We start from the raw sequence: 19,958 nt of genomic DNA, 5'->3' as shown, positions 1-19,958 counted from the left end.
CCTTAGTCACCGGCTTCAGAACCCAATCGTGAGCCCCACTCTTCCTGCGGTTTTGCCGTTTCGGTTGAAGCCTGTTGCGACACCTGCATTTACCGCGACGTTTTCGCTGACAAGCGCACCGATGCTGAAGGAACCGGCATGCGCGCCGTCATAGGTGCCGATATTGGCGCTCAGGGAGAAGTTCTGATCGGGCAGGAAGGTCGTGCCTCCCATCGCAACAGCAACCGCGGTTGAGCTTGCAACCTGGTCGCCGAGGACTTCCAGCTGCCCTTCGACAAGGTCGAGCCGCCCTTCAACGGCACCAACGCGATTGCTGAGCTGGTCGAATTGTGTCTGCGAGACCTGACCGATCGCCGGAGCGGAGGCAGGACTAAGCGAGGCGCTTTGCGAGAATGCGGCCGTTGCCACGCGCCGCGTGCCTGCATTGGTATCGGGATCGGTCGGAGGTTCCGGCACGTTCTGGGTGTCATCCAACCGGGCGATCTCCACCGGCTGGTTCTGGCTGGACCGCGAGGCATCGGCGGTCATAACCCCTTCGCCGGGTGCTCCGACCGGGCCGCCATCCGCGCTGGTGTGCGTGAAGGTCGGGGCAGCTTCTGACGCGACCGCCTGATTGCTTTGCACCATGCCTACGGGCGCGCTGGCGGATGATGGCACGCTGTTGGTGAAACCAAGGTTTCCTGCAGAATCCACTGTAACGAAGAACAGCGATCCTGACTGCGCCGCGTTAGAAGCTCCGGTGGGCAGCCCGGGGATGGTTACGGTCACTGGCCCGGTCGCGCCGAAGCCCGAACCATCCTGGCCAATCACGATCTGGTTGATCCGCGTCGTACTCGCCCCTGCGCCCAAGGCAAAGGATGCGGCGTGCGACGCGATCGAACCGGTTCCGATTGCGCCGGAGAAATTGGCTAAGGCGTCTGCACCCGATCCAAGCGCCAGCGACGACCCGCCCTCTGCGTTGGCAAACGAACCCAGCGCTGTCGAATTGACGCCGCTGGCGCTCGAGATCGCGCCCAATGCATAGGAGAGCGCACCGGTCGCTTTGGCGTCTGGACCAATTGCGGTCGCATAATCAGCGGTCGCCTCGGATCCTTCATCATCGACATCAATCGGGCCATCTCCGCCAATTGCGATGGCGCTAATCGCACCCGCCGTGGTCTTCGTGCCCAAAGCAAAACTGTCCTGACCTTGAGCATCTGCTGTATCGCCAATCGCAATGGCGCCGTCGGATGTAGTGTTGGAGTTTATGCCGACCGCGACAGATGAGCTTCCCTGACCCTGTGCATTGTTGCCAATGGCAACCGCCGACGAACCCAATGCATCTGCGGCAACGCCGACCGCGACGGTTGCATTTCTATCGGAACTGGCGAGATGTCCAATCACTACCGAGTTTTGGCCGGATACATTGGCGTCCGCACCGATTGCCAAGGACAGGTTTCCTGTCGCCTGCGCACCAGCAGAATCGCCGTCTTGTCCATCACCTCCGATGGCAATGGTGCCTGTAGCGGCCGAATTGCTGTTGGCCCCGATTGCGATTGCCTCATCCACAGACGCAGTCGAGCCCGATCCCACCGCTGTCGTCAAAATACCGCCTGCATTTGCGGACCGGCCAACGGCGACGGACGACAATCCGCCAGCATTGGCTTGGGCACCGAACGATGTTGCATTGTCAATCGCGCTGGCACCGCCACCTATGGCGGTCGCTTCGTCGCCCGTCGTCTGGGAGCTTGGTCCGACAGCGATTGAGAAAATACCTGCTGCTGCGCTGTCTGCACCAATAGCCACTGCGGAAAAGCCTGAGGCCTGCGCGCCGTCTGCGCCGCTATCGCTGCCGTCTCCACCAATGGCGATTGCACCTTCTGTCGTGGCGTCGCTTAGACGGCCAATTGCAATCGCCGCCTGTGCGCTGCCTGCATTGGCGCTTTGCCCAAGAGCAATAGCCCCGAGACCGCCTGCAGAGCTGCTTTCTCCTATTGCTGCGCTCGAAACGCCGCTCGCATTGGCACTATACCCGATGGCGGTGGCTTGCGATGCTGTGGCTCGCGCTTGCCATCCGACTGCGGTCGATCGCTGAACGAGGGCGCTTGCATTGGCACCGATTGCGACTGTGCGATCTCCATCGGCATTGGCATCGGCACCGACCGAGATGGCTCCCACGCCGCCAACATCGGCAGACTGACCTATGGCGATGGAGTCGACGAAGTCAGCTACGGCCAATTCCCCCACGGCCACGGCTTCGGTAGCGGTTGCAGCTGAATTCGCGCCAATCGCTGTCGAATTGACTGCGGTGGCATCGGCGCTGCTGCCCAATGCGGTCGCATCAAGTGCACCGGCAGAGGCGTCTTCGCCAATGGCGGTGGAGCGTTGCCCGGTTGCATCGGCGCTTTCTCCGATCGCAGTGCTTTCATCGCCGCTCGCGACGCTGCTAGCTCCGATGGCCGTCGATCCCGAGGTGCCGGTTGCAGAGGCGTTCCTGCCGAATGCGGACGCGGAACTGGTCGTTGCCACTGCACCGACCCCGCAAGCTGTCGCGCTGTCATTGTCGTTGGAGTTTGCGCCGCCATCATTGTCTGTCGGACCCACATCGACGTTTCCATCATCGTCCCGGTCAAGAAGACAATCATCGGCTTGTGCGCTGTGCGGCGCGAACACAAAGGGTAAGGTCGCCGCGCTGAGCGCTAGAGCAAAGTGAATTCTGGCAATCGGCTTCATGGCATCCATTCCCCATCATGGTCGCGAGTTGATGAGGATAGGAGTGCCGCGTGTTTTCTGTCGCCGCATACCCAATTGTGATGATGCTGGTCAGATTTTGGTGGCTGCGGCCTCAGCCCACATTTCCGCAAGAGTATCCATGATCAGGATCGGGTTACTGAACATGACATACTGTCCAGAGCCAGGCGCGCTGACGCTGCGATAGTTCTCCTTATTTTCAATAAGATACAGGAGGTTGAAGATTGACTTCTCCGGGAGTTGATCGCCGATCACCGCCTTTATCGGCATGTCCAGCGACATGAATTTGGCGCCGATGTCGTTGGGCATGCAGCGATAGTCGTTGTAATATCCTTCATGCCCTCTCGCGCCGCATAGCCGCGCGCCGTTGGCCATCGCAGCGTAGGCGACATCATCATTGACGGTATCCAAATCCGCCGGCCGTTTTTCGGCGAAGGTTCTGAAGAACCGCCGGCTACCCACCTGATTGTGGTACGCCATTCCGGCCTGAGCGATGAATTTGAGCATGCTCGGTGTTCGATGGATGATGCTCGACAAGTATCGGTGGAAGGAGAAGAGTTGCGCTTCCTCCTGCTTCGTCCCGAAGGGGAATAACGTCGCCAGAAAGACAGCTGCTTTGACCCGTTCTGGATGTTTATGGGCAAACATCATCGTGAACAGAGACGGCGCCATGACCTGGCTGAACAGCACCACTTCGGGAACACCCAAATGGTCCAGCAAATGCACGGCGTCGGCATTGACCTGATCGTATGTTTTGACGCCATCGGGATAAGGCGAGGTGCGCCCATTGTGCGGTCTGGCAGGGGCAATGATCAGCAGGTTGTGCTCGACCGCGCGGCGCACTGCTTGAGCGGACATGCTGTCGCCGAAAAACTCGCTATGCATGAACAGCACCGGTTTCCCATCCGGCGCGCCGTACATCGCATAGTCCAGTATCCGGCCGCCCGGCAGAGTTAAAAGGTGGCGATTTTCCGGCCGAGGAAAAGGCGATTCATCAATCGTATCAGGGACCGAAAATGCGCCTGTCACGGATTGGCGATCCACAAGGTCCATAGTGGTCAGACCCAAAGCCATGCGCAAGAATTCGCTTTGGTTTCGGGTGGAGGTTTTCGCGTAAATTGCGCGCACCTGAGTTCGAACCGTCGCGTCGGTTGCGCCGCGAATTTCGGCGATCGATTTCACCGTCTGACCTTCAGCCAACAGCTTTAGGACCACTGTTTCGGCAGGTGTCAGGCCAAACGCATCCTGCACCAGCGGCGTCAGCTTGTCTGGCCATGCAAAGCCGACGGTTTTGACCAGCAAAAGGAAACGCCCACCCGCCGTTTGCCAGTGCGCAAACGAAATAAGAACAGGTGAATCGTCATCGGTGCGGAAGGCCTGCAAAAGGCCGGGTTTTGGTTCTGCGTCAGCCGACCTTGTCAGTGCCGCGATGGTTCGGCGTATCGCTCGCAGCCCGCTATCGTCGAACGGCAATTCAGAAATGGGTTTGCTTTCCAAGGGGCCGTAGAGCGCTTCGGCAGAGTCATTGGCCCCCCGGATGATGCCGTCCTTATCAATGGCCATCATCGCGTGAGGCTCGGACTGCAACTTCTCATTGAGCGGAGTTGGAAGCAGCTGTTGGTTCGATGTCACCATGGTGAGCAGGTTTTCCGCTCGCGCAATATGGCCATCCAGATTTCTGAGCTGCTCGCCGAATTCCGAACCTTGCTCGGTTGCCGCCCGGTTCAGTCTCTCGTTCCAGATCTCGGTCAATTCCGAAAATCTCTCAGGCTCCATCGCAACCGCATAAAGCCGGTCGATGAAATCCAGTTCCAGATTATCGTTGACTGAGATTAGCCCATGCCTCGCACGCAATTCGCCTCAGTGACGCTATCACAAACCCATTCATTTGCATCGCTAAAGTTGATGACATGGCCTGTTGTCGAAGGGATGATAGGCGCGTCGTTCCAAATAGCAGTCTTGCCCGAAAGTGGGTCGGAAGCGGATTGTCAGCTTCGAGCGTTCATCATCCAGCTTAGGCCACTAGCTCACTAGGCCCCTAATGGCTTGAGACCGGAGCGCCGCTGACTAGGCGTCTGCCAATGAGGCCTCGTAGACCTCGCCGATTCCGCCTGCACCAAGCAGCGCGTTGATCTTCCAGATATCTATGCGATCAGCCGGCTGCATCGAACCTGTCTGATGAACACCCGCATCGGGCATGCTCGTCTGCATAAAGGATTGGGCGACATTTGCTGTCGCGCGAAGCCCTTCAACCCGCTCAAACAAAGCCGGATCTTCGCGTCCCAAAAGCGCTAATTCGGCCGCCGCTTCGTCAGGGACCAGAGTTTCCAGACGCGTGAGTGTCTTTGAAATGATTGCCCAATCCACAGATCATCCCCCTAACTTACAGGGCATAGACGATAATCCGTTGAGCGAATTCCTCAATGCTGGACCGAATAAGACAGACAGAGGGTGACGGCCACTGCTCATCAAGTCGCTGCGCACACCGCTATAGCTTCGCAAAGGATCCGAGGAGCTTTGAGAAGCCAACCGGATCTTCGAGCTCGGGAAAGTGCCCAACATGGTCGAGCCGGATGAGTTCGCAGTTCTTTGCCAACGATAATGACGAACTCTTGTCAGTCTCGGCATGCGATTGGTCCTGCTCGCCCCATATTGCGAGTGTCGGTTGCAAAGGCGCCTCGAATGGCGCCTCGCGTGCCGTAAGATAATTCTGAAACATTGTTGGAAGCGCGAAGGTTGCCCCATGGTCAAACGCCTTGGCAGTGCAGGTGCAGAAATGCGCCACCAAAGGAGTATCGGCCATCGAGTGCTCGTACCATGCTGGCGCGCGCGGTTTCATCATACGCGGAAACAGGATCTGCCCTAGAAATGGCGTGGAAATGATCCCTCTTGGATCGCGGCGTCTCTTCCAGAGCATCTCTTCCGACCAGGATGGAACCTGGATGGCGACGAGGTGGCTGCATAGTTCCGGATATCGGGAAGCGACATCGATTGCGGCATAGGTCCCACCACAAGAGAATGCGAGGATCGCCGGCCCGTCCGTTACCGATCTCAGGAACCGCGCGACCCCATCGTTCACAGGCTGGAATCCAAAATCGTATCCGGGTTTGGGAACAGAGAAACCGTTCCCCGGCGCTTCAAAGGCGATGACGGTGAAGCGCGATCTTAGAGCGGCGAACAATCCATCATAGACTTCAAGCGTCGCTGGCCCGTCGCACAAGAAGACGATTGCGGGGCCGCTCCCAGCCTTCCGGTATCGGATCAAGCACGCATCATCTTCGTAGAACTCTGTGTCAGAGCAAGATTGAGATGGAGGGCCAGTACGAGCCCATTTGATGCGCTCTTCCCAATTCGTGGTTTCAAGCCTTGCAGCCAGTTTGGAGAACAACATCGCCGATAGTCCTTATGTGAAGGGGATCAGCACAGCCGACATTGCCACCCGTCCAATCTCGCCCTGCTCGTCGAACAAGGCCCCCTCACCCAGACCAATTCCTTGCGAGGTCCAGGTTGTCTTTGGCCTTATCCCGATATGTTCCCCGCGCGGATGCCGCGCGAGGGCGACCTGAAGGTTGACGTTCGGGTCAGCCAGCTTCGGCTCTGAAGGACGGGCGAGGCCGTGGGTCCAGTCCGCAGGCCCCAACACCCTCGCAAGCGGCGTAGCGTCCGGGGTGATCTCATCTTTGTGACGGAACCAGACAATTCCATCGGTGCCGGGGCGTATTTCAAAATTGTCCATCAGCCACGGGCCGCCATGTGGGGCGGTTCGCGTGGGAAGAGGATCGATCTTTCCCACGTCGATGCGCTGTGGTTCGCTATCGGCAATTCCTAGTCCCCCGACGGGGTGAACCACACAGACAGTTGCCGACGCAGTCTGTTTTCCATCAGCCCAGATCTCGTTCGTAAGCACGCTCGATCGTCGGCCCCGGCGAAGGATATTGGGTTTGGTCATGAGCGGCATGAGAGGAGTCGGGCGCAGAAACTCCACCGAAACAGACATCGCCGCACCCAGGCCTTCCTGCGTGGCAATTTTCTCGATCTCGGCGACCATCAGCGATGCGACACCTCCGCCCTGAAGTCCGATGAATGGTCCCCGCGCCTGTTCGCCGCCAATCCAGTTGCCGGATCTATCCGGTTCAAAAATCGCCATCTGCCGCCAATCTTGATTGGGATTATTTCAATTAATAAGAGGATTATGACAATAGAATTGCTGGAATAAAGCGAGTTTGAATCATGAATGATGAGGATAATTCATCTAATTTGGCGATACCTTCGACGACGTCCCTATTGGCGTTTGAGAGGGCCGCCACACATCTATCCTTTGTCGAGGCGGCAAACGATCTAGGCAGAACTCCTTCGGCGATTTCCCATGCAGTCCGGGCTTTGGAAAACCAGATTGGTGTCGGCCTGTTTGAGCGAGTCGGTAGAACCGTCCGTTTGACCGAAGCTGGTGCGGATTATTGCGAAGCCATCCGTCCGGCGCTGCGAGAACTGGAATTGGCGACACTCCAGGCCCAGCGCGCATGCAAGACGAACGTTGTCAGGATCAGCGCGTTGCCTTTCTTCACCAGCACCGTTCTGCTCCCCAACCTCGCCCGGTTTGAGGAAAGAAATCCGGGACTGGAGATGAAGATTGAGACATCCAATGCGTATGTCGACGTTCGGCGGGGAGAGGCCGACATCGCCCTGAGGTTTGGCAGCGATCACAGTCAGGGCTTGGCCTGCAAGCAACTGGTTTCCGTCAGCGGCCTGCCAGTCGTTTCACCGAACTATCTTGAGAATGCGCCACCTCTTAGCGAGCCAAGAGATATCTTGAACCACACGCTAATTCATGTGCGTCCAAATTTGGCGGCTTGGCAGAACTGGCTTGAATCTGCCGGATGCGAGATAGCGGATGCCGAAGACGACCTTGTCTTCGATTCGATACTCGGAGCGCTGGATGCCGCTGAAAACGGGCACGGGATCGCCCTGGCTATGGACCCGCTCATTCGCCGACATCCCTCTTTCGGAACGCGGCTGACAGCGCCGCTAACTGAAGTGAGTGCTGACAGACAGGACTACAATTTCTTGTGTCAGGAAGCGAAATGGCTCTCGCCCAATATTCAGAAAACCTACCGCTGGTTGCAGGATTGCGTTGCTGACTTCGCTGATTCCTGATGGCGTATATGGCGATATCGCCTTTTTGGACGATCATCGGCTTTATGTCTGCGGTCGCCTGCGCTCTGTGATCATCGTCCGTGGGGTGAATCACAATCTGGAGGATCTTGAGCGGACAGCCAGTTCAGCCCATTCGAAATTGACCGCGTACCCACGCGTCGCCATTTCGACGCAAGGTGACGACGGTGAAAATGTTGCGATCTTGCATGAAGCGCCGCTGTTTTTGCGAAAGGACGCGGTAAAGCAAGAGTTGGAGCAAGAAATCTCTGATCTAATTCTGAAAAATCATGGGTTCTGCGCCCGAGAGATCAGGTTGGTTCCGGCCGGATCCTTACCTCGGACAAGAAGCGGCAAGATTGATCGGAAAGCAGCCGACAAACTTCTGTCTGATGGTAGCTTCATTTAAGCTTAGCCGCCGATCGGTTGGAGGAATTGTGTGGCTGTCGCAGTGGCGAACAGTTTGTCATCGTCGCGATGGAACTCAGCACTGGTGGTTATCACCTGACGCGTTTGTGATACCGCCTTTGCTTCGATCGTGATCAGGTTCGCCCGTGAAAGGCGGATGAAGTTCACTGCAAGATTGGACGTGCGAAAATGCGCGTCATTGGGCACCACAGTCATCGCCGCAAACGCCAGAATCTGGTCTGCCAGAGCAGAAATATAGCCGCCAAACATAGTCCCGTCGCCATTCAAGAGGTCGGGTGTGGGGGTCCAAGTTTTCTTGACGTGTCCAGGGCTCCAAGAATCCAGTCCGCCGAGTTGAAGGGTCGTGATGACCGGTGGCAGCTTGGTTTTCTGGTCAGTGAGCGCGTCCAAACGTTGAGTAGCCCAGGTCGACATATAATTACGCTCCTGTCGGGTTGAGTTGCATGGCAATTTGGTGGAGTCAACTCATCGTACCGGACGGCATAGGCCATTCTCATTCGGACAGGGGACGCATTGATCGAGTGATTGGATAGGACCACTGCGCGCTGTCGCGGAGTCTATAGCGAGAGAAACAATATCCCGACCCACCCCATTAGAATGCCCCCGGTCAAGTTAGACTTCCGGTGGTTTGTGTTCGAAGAGGGCTCATGTCGATAGCACAAGTTTTTGTTCTAACCTGGCAAATTATCGCGACCTTGTCGGAAGGCCCAAATGAAGGCCCGATTGCTGCTTCTCTTGCACCAAAACCACCAAAATTGGTGTCGCCTTCCAATGTGTAACCTAAGGAAAATGCGGTTCTAATCCGCCAGAATATTTGTGCCCACGCGCGGATGAAGAGGAGCACGTGGCGCTTGGTTCAATTGTTTGAAATCGATAACATCTTCGGTGCCCAAACGGAGTTGTCGCTATCCGGCAATCCGGAACATTGCAGCAGGACACTCGCTTGAGCCTCCGCAATATGTGCAAACCGGGCGAGGCAACCGGGCTTTTCACATTTTCAGCGGGTCGCTGAGGTCAGTATAGGCCATTGGGCACTGCACCGGCTCACCAGGAAAAGAATGGGACGACAATTGAGCAACCGCGAAGATCTGAAATCAATCGAACAACGGCTCTTGTGGCTCGCATGCTGGATTGTTCACAACGCAAACCACCTTCGCGACAAGGAAGAAGGCGACGTCAAGGTTGGCGGGCACCAGGCTTCGTGCGCGTCGATGGTGTCGATCATGACCGCGCTCTATTTTCACGCGCTCAAACCTCAGGATCGCGTTGCGGTGAAACCTCACGCATCGCCCGTGTTTCACGCCATTCAATACCTGATGGGTAATGTACCCCTCGAATTGCTTCAGAACTTCAGAGGGTTTGGCGGGGTGCAATCCTATCCAAGCCGAACCAAGGACGTCGATGATGTCGATTTCTCAACCGGTTCAGTTGGCCTTGGCGTGGCCATCACCGCCTTCGCTTCGATCATTCAGGACTACCTGAGCGAACGCGCCTGGATCGAGGAAGATCAGGCGGGAAGAATGGTTGCCCTGGTCGGAGACGCTGAGCTCGACGAAGGAAACATCTACGAATGCTTGCAAGAGGGTTGGAAACACAACCTGCGCAACACGTGGTGGATCATCGACTACAACCGGCAAAGTCTCGACGGCGTCGTTAGAGAGGGGCTTTGGGAAAAGATCGAAGCGATATTCGATGCGTTTGGCTGGAGGACTGTCGTGCTGCGCCATGGCGTTCTGCAGCGTGCGGCCTTTGATCAACCGGGCGGTAATGTTCTGAAACGTTGGATACAGAATTGCCCGAACGTGGATTATTCGGCCCTGACGTTTCAAGGCGGAAAGGCTTGGCGAGAACGGCTGATGGACGATATCGGCGACCAGGGTGATGTTACCGCACTGCTGGACACGTACTCGGACGACGAACTTACCGACCTGATGAACAATCTGGGCGGGCAATGCATCCAGACATTGTGCGACGCGTTCGATGCCGTGGACGATGATAGGCCCACTGTCTTTCTGGCCTATACGATCAAGGGTTGGGGAACGCCGCTGGCAGGGCACAAGGACAATCACGCTGGCCTGATGAACAAGGCGCAAATGCGTGAGTTCCAGAAGCGTATGGGCATTCCTGAAGGCAAGGAATGGGACAAGCAGGCCGGGCTGATTGACCCTGCAAAAACGCAGGCGGCGATGGACAGCGCTGAATTCTTCAAGGCTGGTCCCCGGCGCCATTCGGCAGCAACCATCGCCAGTGAAGGACCGGTTTTTCTCGAAGACCGATTTGCGTCTACCCAGACAGGGTTCGGGAAAATCCTCGACGCGATAGCCAAATCGGAAGCACCGATTGCAGATCGGATTGTCACGACATCGCCCGACGTGACGGTTTCAACCAATCTTGGCGCATGGGTGAATCGTCAAGGGTTGTTCAGCCGGGTCGGGATCGCAGACACTTTTCGCGATCAACGCATTCCTTCGGCTCAAAAATGGAAGTTCTCGCCGGACGGACAGCATATCGAGCTTGGGATTGCTGAAATGAACCTGTTCCTGTTGCTAGGCGCGGCGGGACTCTCCCATTCCTTGTTCGGGGAACGATTGCTGCCAATTGGAACGGTCTATGACCCGTTCGTGGCGCGCGGTCTCGATGCGCTCAACTACGCATGCTATCAGGATGCCCGTTTCATGATCGTCGGGACACCATCGGGTGTCACCCTGGCCCCCGAAGGCGGCGCGCATCAATCCATCGGTGCGCAATTGATCGGAATGAGCCAGGACGGGCTCGTCAGTTTCGAGCCGGCTTATCTCGACGAGCTTTCCATCATCATGGATTGGTCGTTCGACTACATGCAGCGCGGCGGCGATGGGGATCCGGATGAGCGAACGTGGCTGCGCGATGAAACCGGTGGGTCAATCTATCTGCGCCTGACCACTCGCCAGATTGAACAAATCCATGCCAAGCCGCGCGACAACGAGGAGTTTCGCCGGGGAGTGATCGATGGTGCATACTGGCTGAGAGAACCAAGCCCAAACACCGAAATCGTGATTGCCTATCAAGGGTGCGTTGCGCCGGAGGTAATCGACGCCGCCGGACGTATTGGCAATGATCGCCGCGACATTGCGGTATTGGCCGTTACCAGTTCCGACAGACTCAATTCCGGCTGGACCGCTGCCCGCCGTGCCAGGGCGCGTGGTCATGCAAGTGCAACCAGCCAGATAGAGCGGCTGCTCGAAACGGTCCCTCGCAATGCGACGATGATCACGGTGACGGACGGGCATCCCGCCACGCTTGCATGGATTGGTGGTGTAAGAGGGCATGCCGTTGCACCGCTGGGTGTTGAGCACTTCGGCCAGACCGGAACTATCGGCGACCTGTACAAGCATTTCATGATCGATGCCGATGCGATTGTGGGCGCCGCGAATCAGCTGACTGCGGGGCGAAAGATTCACCTAGTCTGAAAACGCATTCTCATGGATCGACGACTGACGAGGGCACAGGCGTCCTCGTCAAGAAATCAGTGCGGCCCGGCCCGGATCAATCGCAGCGGCTCACGAAATCGGCGAGTTCCTGGTTGTACCTCTCGGTGGATTCATATGCCGGGAAATGACCAATTCCATCGAACAGGGACAGTTCCGAATTGGGTAGCGCCAGGTCGAGGCGACGGGCACTTGGTACATCCATCCCGATATCGAGGGTTCCCATTGATATCAGTGTCGGGAGTGTCAGGCGCTCAGGCAAATCCTTGTTATCGAGCGGCAATTTGTCGAACAAACGCAGTGCATATGCTGGCAGCATGATGCCGCTGTGGAACGATGCGTCGCGGTCATCTGGCTCCATCGGCTCGGCGGTCAACAGATCAGGAAATTCGTGCATTGCCGCGACCCGCTCTGCAAGATCCAGCGACGACCTTCTGGCCACACTATCCGGGTTGCCCGTCACTTTTTCGACGGAACTGTTCTTGGGAGGTTGGAATTCGACCAGACCGGCCGAAGTTCCGACGAGATTGAGCCCCCGCACGCGATCATCGCCATAATGCCTCAGGTAAGAGACGGCGACATATCCACCGAAGGACCAGCCAACGATGGTCACATCGCGCAATTCCAGCGCTTCGATGACTGCGGCTACATCGGCGGCCCATACCCGTGATCCGGCATAGTCAGAAGACCGCCACGGTTTTGCCGAACCGCCGTGCCCGCGCAGGTCGAAAGCAACAAGACGGAAGCGTTTGGCAAGGTCGGAATTGAGCTGCCTTTCAAACGACAGGGTGCTTTGCGCCATCCCATGGATGAACAAAATGGCTGGTCCGTCGGGATTGCCTGTTTCGACAACCCGCAAGGGAACACCGCCATCGCCATCGATCATACGAAACATCATCTTATCTTCCGCCACAGCCGCCACACTGGTTACGCTCGCACTGATGGCAAACATCAAGAGCATCCCGCGAAGGAAGAAGCCAACCATAACTGCCATCACCCTTCCAATCGATAGTTCCAGATTGCACATGCCGACGCGAACATCCCGATCGAGGGGAAAACAGCCATCGATGCGTAGATCGCGGCTATCGCAGAAGCGGGCTGATCTATGGCAGCCGCGCCAGCGACATAACCGCCTGCACTCAGTATCAATCCGGCAAGTGCTACACCGAGAGCCGAAGACCCACGCTCGACCGTGGTATAAATCCCGGTGAGCACCCCTTCGTGCCGCACGCCGGTGAGTTCAAATTCATGATCCAGCGTATCGGGCAACATTGCCTGGCTCGCCAACATGATGCCGCCCATGCAGATGCCCATCGCAAAGGCCCGAATAACAACCCCGATTTCCGTAGTTTCAGGGGTAGCCGTAAGCCATGTCAATGTCGCCACGACGTAGAGGCTGGCCGCCGCAATAAAGGATGCACGTTTCCCGAAGCGCTTGGCTATTTTCAGCCACAGGAACTGGGAGATCATGATACCGATCATTTGTCCTGCAGTGATGTAAGCGAGCCAACCAAGCGATTTTTCCAGCACGATTGTCGCAAAGAAAGCCATGCTGGAACCACCGATCCCCGCACCGCCAACCACCAAAACCTTGGCAACCATCAGCCAGATGAATGGCTTGTTCTTCCAGGTTTCCTTGATCTGCGAAAGCTTCGGCGATTTGTCTGCTTGCGCCTCCAGATTCACCGGTGCTTTTGAAGTGAGGATGAAGCACGCAAGACACGCGGCAAATATGAACAGGCCGATCACAATGCCCATCGATGCGTAGCCGCTGCGACCACCCCCAAACCAATCGACGAGAAACGGTGCCAGCCCCCCTCCGATAAGTCCGGCTATCGCTCCGGCATGCACCCGGAATGAGAACATGAAGGTGCGTTCATGCCGGTCTTTGGTCATTTCCACGGGCATGGCCATGTAAGGGACGTTGAAGACCGTATAGGCGACCGCGTAGAATATCAGCGCGAAGCCAAAATAGATCGGCAGCATTGCCTCACTGATCGCCTCTGGCGCGGCGAAGATCAGAACCGAGGCGATGCCGCACAGGAAAGTCCCCAGCAGGATATAGGGACGTCTGCGCCCCCAGCGCGTCCGCGTATTGTCGCTAAGGGTGCCCATGAACGGATCAAGCAGCGCATCAAAGATACGGCACCCAGCAGCCACAAGGCCGGCGATCAGCGCGGAAAGCCCCAGAACATCGACCGCGTATTTCAGCACCAGAGCATTGGTGACGAAAAGCAGCGACAGGACACCCAGCGATCCAAGCCCCCAGCCAAACGTGACATAGAACGGCAATGGCTTGATCTCCGAAGCGCCTTGGATGCTCTTGGCCGCTTGTGTCATGCTTGCATCATTATCCTTGAATCAGCGTCGGCAGGGATTCGGCCGTCCAAAAGAGTATCGGCCAGCGTTTCCCGACCACTGCCAATCTCGGTGTGGTTCTTCCCGGAATCATGCAAATTCTGCGCTTCGCGTTCCCCGGCGTTATCCACGCTCTTGCCCATGGTAATGACTGGTATGCGTTTGCGGCAAAACCGTATGCACCCGATCTCAACCGTTATCGCAGTTCGACAACAGGCCGGTGATCATATGGCGTAGGTGCCACAAGGCGTGCGATCCAAAACGGGCTGAACGCACAGTTTGATAATTGCGATTGCCTTGCCGCGCGTTGCCAGCACCTATCCCAAGGGGCGCATAAAGATGACACACGGCACTCAAACAGGCAGTCACCGGACGCCGCCCATGTCTGGCACCAGCTTGCTATGGCCGCTCGTCCTGACCACCTCGCTGTTCTTCATTTGGGGGTTGTCGTACGGTTTGCTGGAAGTGCTCAACAAGCATTTCCAGGATGTCTTCGATATCACCAAGGCGCGCAGCACATTACTGCAGACGGCGTATTTTGGTGCCTATGCAACGGTCGTATGGCCTGCCGGTCGGCTGCTTGAGAAAATCGGATACAAATACACGATCCTGGTCGGTCTTGCGATCTACGCAGCTGGCGCATTCATGTTCATCCCTTCAGCGACAACGGCCAGTTTCAATTTCTTCGTGGCGTCGATCTTTATCCTGGCCACCGGGCTGGTCTGTGTCGAGACAGCGGCCAGCCCTTACGTCACATTACTCGGCCCGTCGAAGAACGCCGACCGGCGGATTGCCATAGCGCAATCCGTGTTCGGGCTTGGCACATTTGCAGGGCCGCTGATCGGCGGAATGATGTTCTTCGCGGACCAGGAACCAACCGGCGGCGACTTAAGCTCTGTGGTCGCGACCTACGGTGCAATCGGCGCTGCAGTGATTGTCTTCGCGGTCATCTATGGTCTCGCGCCCCTGCCCAAAGCAGCAGTTTTGACAGAAGATGAAGCCCCGCAGTTTGGTGCCCCCACGACTGGACTGATGGGGTACCGCCACTTCAAATGGGCGGTCTTCGCCCAATGGCTGAACATCGGCGCACAGGTTGGAATAGGCACTTTATTCATCAACTTCGTGACCGAAAACTGGTCGGGAATTGAGACCAGCAAGGCGGCCTATCTGCTGTCAGTGGCGATGGGTCTGTTCCTTGCTGGCCGCATTGTTTCCACGGCGATGCTAGGCAAGGTATCCACCAACGTGGTCCTCACGTGTTTCGCGGTCTGGAATGTCCTTTTGCTAGCCATAGCCGTAGCCGATATTCCCACGGTATCGACGATCGCGTTGATGGGGACGTTGTTCGGGTGCGGCGGCACCTATCCATTGATCTTTGCGCTTGGTCTGCGCGGCCTTGGCGAAAACAGGAAGCGCGGCGCGGCCGCGCTTGTATTCGGTGTGTCTGGTGGAGCGGTCGTTCCGCTGGTCATGGGCGTGGTGGCGGACGCTGGGTCTACCAGTGACGCCTATTTCGTCGCGCTGGCCTGCTACCTGTTCGTATCGCTGTTCGGATGGAAACTCTACAAGCCCACCGCCGAAGACTAATTGGTCAGCCGCCGGTCTGGCGCTTCCATTCCGTGCAGATGTCTGCGCCCGAAGCAAACCAGATATCGGCCTTGTCGCAGAGGAATGCAAACGCTTCTTCCAGCGCTGCGATCCGGTGCGACTGCCCGGTCACCCAGGGATGCAGGGTCAGCGACATGACCCGACCGCCTTCGGCCGCAGCTTCGCGAGAGAGGTAGGTGTATTGGTCCTTCACCTGATCGACAAAACTGGCTTCATCATGCCTGAAATCGACGATGATCCGCCGGTCATTGAGGTCGGATGAGTGCGGCATGGAAGTGATCTCACCAGCATCGGTTCGGAACCTGTAAGGCAGCTCATCATTGGGCCAGTCGCAAAAGAATTCGAGCCCCGCATCAGCCAGAATTTCAGGCGTTCGGGCGGATTGAGATTTGCCCGGCGAAAGCCAGCCGCGAATGTCCTTTGCCCCTGCACCCTTCAGCAAAGACAGCGTCTTTTCCACCAGAGCTCGCTCGTCGGCTTCGGACATCTCTCCATGATGGGGGGAGGCCATATCCATTCCGTGCGCGATCACATCTTCATCGCGCGCGAGGATATCGCGCAGCAACCGCGGGTACTTCTCTGCAATGGCCGCATTGACCGACCAGTCGGGCTTGATGCCGAATTTGTCCGCCGCGCGCATCACGCGATAGATACCCACGCGATTGCCATAATCGCGCCATGTATAGGTCTGCAAATCGGGGTAGGGCTTCACCATTGTCCCGGGCAGCTTGAACGGCTTGGCATCGTCATCCATCGGGAAAATTTCGACAGCGATATTCACCCAGAGCGCAATATTCTTGCCGTCAGGCCATTCAACCGGAGCGCGCTTTTGCAAAAGCGACCAGTCATATCGGTCATGGTCCATGCCATACTGGCGATGGGGATAGACCATTGGCGGATTGCTGCTCACGATGCGTTCCTCCGCGCAATATCGGACACCGCTGCATCCCAGTAATTTTCGGTCCAGTACTGCGCGATCTCGCCTGCTGTCGTGACCCAGACGTCGTCGTGGCCGCAAATATATTCGAGGATCTGCGCAAAGCTCTCCATCCGGTAGGGATGCGAAACGAGATAAGCATGGAGCGGGATACACATCACCGTGCCCGATTCCGCCCCCTCCTCATACAACCTGTCAAATCCCGCCTTGAGCATATCGAAATAGCGGCGCGGCGGCAGGTTATTGACCTGAAACGCGATGGAATCGTTATATTCCAGGCTGTAGGGGACAGAGCACAGCTTGCCCGTGGGCGTCTTGACCGGCGTGACTTGATCATCGTGAAACAGGTCGCAGGTATAGGAAAGTCCCATATCCGCGAGTAGATCTATCGTCTTGTCGGTGTAGGTCAGCGCCGGGGCGAGCCAGCCGGAAATCCGCTGCCCAGTCGCCTTTTGTACCGACTGAATGCTGTCGCGGATCATCTCGCGCTCTTCATCCTCGCTCATGCCGTAGGTAAAGCGCGTGTTGTAGATGCCGTGACTGAAGAACTCCCAATCGCGCTCGGCACAGGCTTCGATGATTTCGGGATGATGATCGAGCAAGGCAATGCTGAGCGATACCGACCCCCGAACACCGTGGCGATCAAGCAATTCCATGAGCCGCCAATGACCCACGCGATTGCCGTAATCGCGAACGGAATAGGCTTCGTTGTCGGGATATGGCCGGGGCCATGCTCTGCGCGTTGGGTTAAGTGGCGGGTCAAGTTCGTAGAATTCGATATTGGGCGCCACCCAAAAGGCGATCCGGGCGCCGTTGGGCCAGACCACCTTGGGGCGGTCCCGGTAGGGCCACCAATCATATGCACCCAGGCTTGGCTTCATGATGCGCCTCCCGAATTTTCGGCAAGCGCTTGGCTCGCAGCGGCGCGTCCAGCCAGTTTACCCAAGGTCGTGGCCGACATCAGGCCATTGCCTGCGACATAGCCCGAAGCGCCTGCGCCGGAGAGGCCGCGCGCCGCGCCGCCACCGGCGAAGAGGTTGGGCAAAGGATCGCCATTCGCCCCGAGCACGCGGGCATCGTGATCGACGACAAGCCCGCCTTGAGTGTGGAACAGTGCGGGATTTACCTTGGCTGCAAAGAATGGCGCTTTCAGAGTCTTTTCAGCCTGAAATACACGGCCGAAGGCGTCGGCTTCGCCGCTTTGCGCATGTACGGCGATGTTGGCCACTGTGTCTGCCAATGCTGCCACAGGTACTCGTATCGCTTCCGCCAATGCATTGATCTTGTCTGCCTGGATCATCGCTCCGGCATTGCGCAATTCGCGATACTCGCTGATCTCCGACATGATCTCGTCGATCCGCGCATCGTAAATCGTCCAGGCGAATCCGTCGGTCTGCGCACCGACATCAACTGCCTGTTCTGAGTAGCCACGCGATTCATCGGAGAAGCGCTGCCCCTCGGCGTTGACTTGAAACCCGCCTTCGCTGACCGAAAGCCAGCTGAGCAGCAGACCATGCCCCGCCGCCAGACTGCCATGCCCCTGATAGGAACCGAGGTCGGCAGTCTGGGCACCCAACTCGGTTCCCCAGCGCAACGCGTCGCCATTCGCGCCGGGATGGGTATGTGCCATGATCCCAGCGAGTTCAGGAATGTGATCAGCGACCATTTCCGGATTGCCGGCAAATCCGCAGGTGGCGAGCACCAAAGTGTGGCAACCGACGCGCTCCTGCGAACCATCGGGACGATCGATGACAACGCCGGTGACCATGCCCTTGCCGTCGCTGATCAGTTCGCTGACGAGGGCGCTCGTCATCACATCTCCGCCTGCACTTTCGACAGCGGAATGCAGCGACGCGATCAGCTCTTCTCCGGTGCGCGACGGTGTACCGTGCAGCCGTGCGCGGCTATGGCCAGGCAATGCACCGCCTGCCTCGAACAGGCTGAACGGCACGCCATGCTGTTCACTCAGCCAGTCGATTGTTTCGGTGGATGCCGCGCAAACCGCACGGACAAAATCGGCATCAGCCGTGCCCTTGCTTTTGCGGAGCAGATCTTCAGCAAACAATTCCGCATTATCTTCAATACCGGCAGCCTGCTGAATGCGGGTTCCGGCGGCCGGGACCAATCCGGTCGACATTGCTGTCGTGCCAAGTGGCACCTTGTCGCGCTCAAGAACAAGTACCGACGCGCCGCCATCGCAGGCTGCCAGAGCAGCAGTCAGGCCGCATGCACCAGCACCGACAATCAGGACATCCACAATGAACTCAAATTCTGCCTGACTATCCGTGATCACACTCATGCATCACCATCCGTCGGCAAGGTTGCGAAAGAAGCCATTTCGGGGCTGTAGCGTTTGCCATGCTCGATCAGCTCGCCCGTTCCGATCGCATCGTTGATACCCTTTAGGTCGACCATCCTGTCCCAATAATTCTCGGTGGTGCCATAACGTTTTAGCACGGCGAGCATATCGTTTGCCGCTTGCACAACCGTACGCGCAAATGCGCCGGGGAAGATCACGAGCCGGTATCCCAAAGCGTAGAGTTCTTGCGCTGGCCGGATCGGTGTTGAACCGCCTTCGACCATATTGGCCAAGAGAACGGCGCGTCCATCAAATTGAGCGCACAATTGTTTCATCGCCTCATCAGAAGGGGGTGCCTCGACGAACAGAATGTCCGCACCGGCTTCGACGTAAGCCTCTGCCCGTTCCAAAGCGGCATCGAATCCCTCGACGGCAATCGCGTCTGTTCGCGCGACGATCAGCGCGTCTTCACGGGTATCCAGAGCCGCCTTCAGCTTGCCCACCATCTCTTCGCAAGACACCAGCGACTTGCCCGCCAGGTGACCGCAGCGCTTGGGCATCTGCTGATCCTCTAGCTGTATGGCAGTCGCACCCGCGCGCTCAAAGGTGCGGACGGTGCGCATGACATTCAGCGCATTGCCAAAGCCAGTGTCGGCATCGACGATCAATGGGATTTCAACCCGATCCGCAATAAGCGCAATGGTTTCGGCCACCTCCGACATCGAAACCAGACCAATGTCGGGCCTGCCAAGCCGTGAATAGGCAATGGAGCCGCCTGTTACATAGGCGGCTTGGAAACCATGAGCCTGTACGAGCGCCGCAGAAAGTCCGTCGTAACAACCGGGCGCGAGAACACCATTTTCGAGCAACTGGGAGAGAGCCGCCGCTTTGCTTGCGCGTGATCCGTTCATAAGCATGGCCGTAGGCTTGGCCATGCGGCGGGACAATCGGCAGAGGGTCAGCTATCGAATGGCGACAA

At 57.4% G+C, this 19,958-nt stretch carries 16 protein-coding genes; 4 read left to right on the top strand and 12 right to left on the bottom strand.

All coding sequences use genetic code 11. The annotated features are described in order from the left end of the window. Positions 1–15: 15 nt before the first annotated feature. The 5 genes from Q0837_RS01320 to Q0837_RS01300 form a co-directional block, all read right to left on the bottom strand. Positions 16–2,712 (bottom strand): YadA-like family protein, encoded by a 2,697-nt coding sequence (locus Q0837_RS01320; protein ID WP_298464240.1) that lies wholly within the window; start codon positions 2,710–2,712, stop codon positions 16–18. 90 nt (positions 2,713–2,802) lie between these two features. Continuing rightward, complete coding sequence (locus tag Q0837_RS01315) at positions 2,803–4,482, bottom strand: LuxR C-terminal-related transcriptional regulator (protein WP_298464237.1); 1,680 nt, start codon at positions 4,480–4,482, stop codon at positions 2,803–2,805. Between the two features lie 315 nt (positions 4,483–4,797). Then, a complete protein-coding gene (locus Q0837_RS01310) occupies positions 4,798–5,097 on the bottom strand; it encodes a hypothetical protein (protein ID WP_298464235.1) in 300 nt (99 codons plus the stop codon). 121 nt (positions 5,098–5,218) lie between these two features. Beyond that, positions 5,219–6,121, bottom strand: coding sequence for an alpha/beta hydrolase (locus Q0837_RS01305; RefSeq protein ID WP_298464232.1), 903 nt, complete (start codon positions 6,119–6,121; stop codon positions 5,219–5,221). 12 nt (positions 6,122–6,133) lie between these two features. Continuing rightward, complete coding sequence (locus Q0837_RS01300; RefSeq protein ID WP_298464230.1) at positions 6,134–6,877, bottom strand: thioesterase family protein; 744 nt, start codon at positions 6,875–6,877, stop codon at positions 6,134–6,136. Between the two features lie 83 nt (positions 6,878–6,960). Here Q0837_RS01300 and Q0837_RS01295 point away from each other — a divergent pair, with 83 nt between their 5' ends. Then, a complete protein-coding gene (locus tag Q0837_RS01295) occupies positions 6,961–7,884 on the top strand; it encodes a LysR substrate-binding domain-containing protein (RefSeq protein WP_298464228.1) in 924 nt (307 codons plus the stop codon). Further along, positions 7,862–8,290, top strand: a complete 429-nt coding sequence (locus Q0837_RS01290; RefSeq protein WP_298464226.1) for a hypothetical protein — start codon at positions 7,862–7,864, stop codon at positions 8,288–8,290. The genes Q0837_RS01295 and Q0837_RS01290 overlap by 23 nt, the downstream gene beginning before the upstream one ends. A 2-nt stretch (positions 8,291–8,292) precedes the next feature. Here the strand turns inward: Q0837_RS01290 and Q0837_RS01285 are convergent, their stop codons facing one another. Then, positions 8,293–8,724, bottom strand: a complete 432-nt coding sequence (locus tag Q0837_RS01285) for a PaaI family thioesterase (protein ID WP_298464223.1) — start codon at positions 8,722–8,724, stop codon at positions 8,293–8,295. 644 nt (positions 8,725–9,368) lie between these two features. On the opposite strand from Q0837_RS01285, the gene Q0837_RS01280 reads away from it, so the two are divergent. Beyond that, entirely contained in the window at positions 9,369–11,759 is a 2,391-nt protein-coding gene (locus Q0837_RS01280; RefSeq protein ID WP_298464220.1) for a transketolase, read from the top strand. 76 nt (positions 11,760–11,835) lie between these two features. Here the strand turns inward: Q0837_RS01280 and Q0837_RS01275 are convergent, their stop codons facing one another. Together Q0837_RS01275 and Q0837_RS01270 are read right to left on the bottom strand one after the other, a co-directional pair. Then, the gene (locus Q0837_RS01275) at positions 11,836–12,771 is read right to left on the bottom strand and encodes an alpha/beta hydrolase (RefSeq protein WP_298464217.1); all 936 of its coding nucleotides are present in this window, start codon (positions 12,769–12,771) and stop codon (positions 11,836–11,838) included. After that, positions 12,771–14,117 (bottom strand): MFS transporter, encoded by a 1,347-nt coding sequence (locus Q0837_RS01270; RefSeq protein ID WP_298464214.1) that lies wholly within the window; start codon positions 14,115–14,117, stop codon positions 12,771–12,773. Before Q0837_RS01270 ends, Q0837_RS01275 begins: the two co-directional genes overlap by 1 nt. 357 nt (positions 14,118–14,474) lie before the next feature. Between Q0837_RS01270 and Q0837_RS01265 the strand changes: the two genes are divergently transcribed. Further along, positions 14,475–15,722: an MFS transporter gene (locus Q0837_RS01265; protein WP_298464211.1), complete on the top strand. Its 1,248-nt coding sequence runs from the start codon at positions 14,475–14,477 to the stop codon at positions 15,720–15,722. A gap of 4 nt (positions 15,723–15,726) precedes the next feature. Here Q0837_RS01265 and Q0837_RS01260 read toward each other — a convergent pair whose 3' ends face one another. The 4 genes from Q0837_RS01260 to Q0837_RS01245 are packed head-to-tail and all read right to left on the bottom strand — an operon-like array spanning position 15,727 to position 19,890. Further along, the gene (locus Q0837_RS01260) at positions 15,727–16,653 is read right to left on the bottom strand and encodes a polysaccharide deacetylase family protein (protein ID WP_298464209.1); all 927 of its coding nucleotides are present in this window, start codon (positions 16,651–16,653) and stop codon (positions 15,727–15,729) included. Further along, entirely contained in the window at positions 16,650–17,561 is a 912-nt protein-coding gene (locus Q0837_RS01255) for a polysaccharide deacetylase family protein (RefSeq protein WP_298464207.1), read from the bottom strand. The genes Q0837_RS01260 and Q0837_RS01255 overlap by 4 nt, the downstream gene beginning before the upstream one ends. Further along, on the bottom strand, positions 17,558–18,979 hold the full coding sequence (locus Q0837_RS01250) for an FAD-dependent oxidoreductase (RefSeq protein WP_298464204.1): 1,422 nt from the start codon (positions 18,977–18,979) through the stop codon (positions 17,558–17,560). Before Q0837_RS01250 ends, Q0837_RS01255 begins: the two co-directional genes overlap by 4 nt. Further along, positions 18,976–19,890, bottom strand: a complete 915-nt coding sequence (locus Q0837_RS01245) for an isocitrate lyase/phosphoenolpyruvate mutase family protein (RefSeq protein ID WP_298464201.1) — start codon at positions 19,888–19,890, stop codon at positions 18,976–18,978. The genes Q0837_RS01250 and Q0837_RS01245 overlap by 4 nt, the downstream gene beginning before the upstream one ends. Between the last annotated feature and the right edge of the window lie 68 nt (positions 19,891–19,958).

The organism is uncultured Erythrobacter sp., from assembly GCF_947499705.1.
Lineage (GTDB): Bacteria > Pseudomonadota > Alphaproteobacteria > Sphingomonadales > Sphingomonadaceae > Erythrobacter.
The sequence above is the reverse complement of the archived record's forward strand: the minus strand, read 5'-3'. Positions and strand labels throughout refer to the sequence as shown.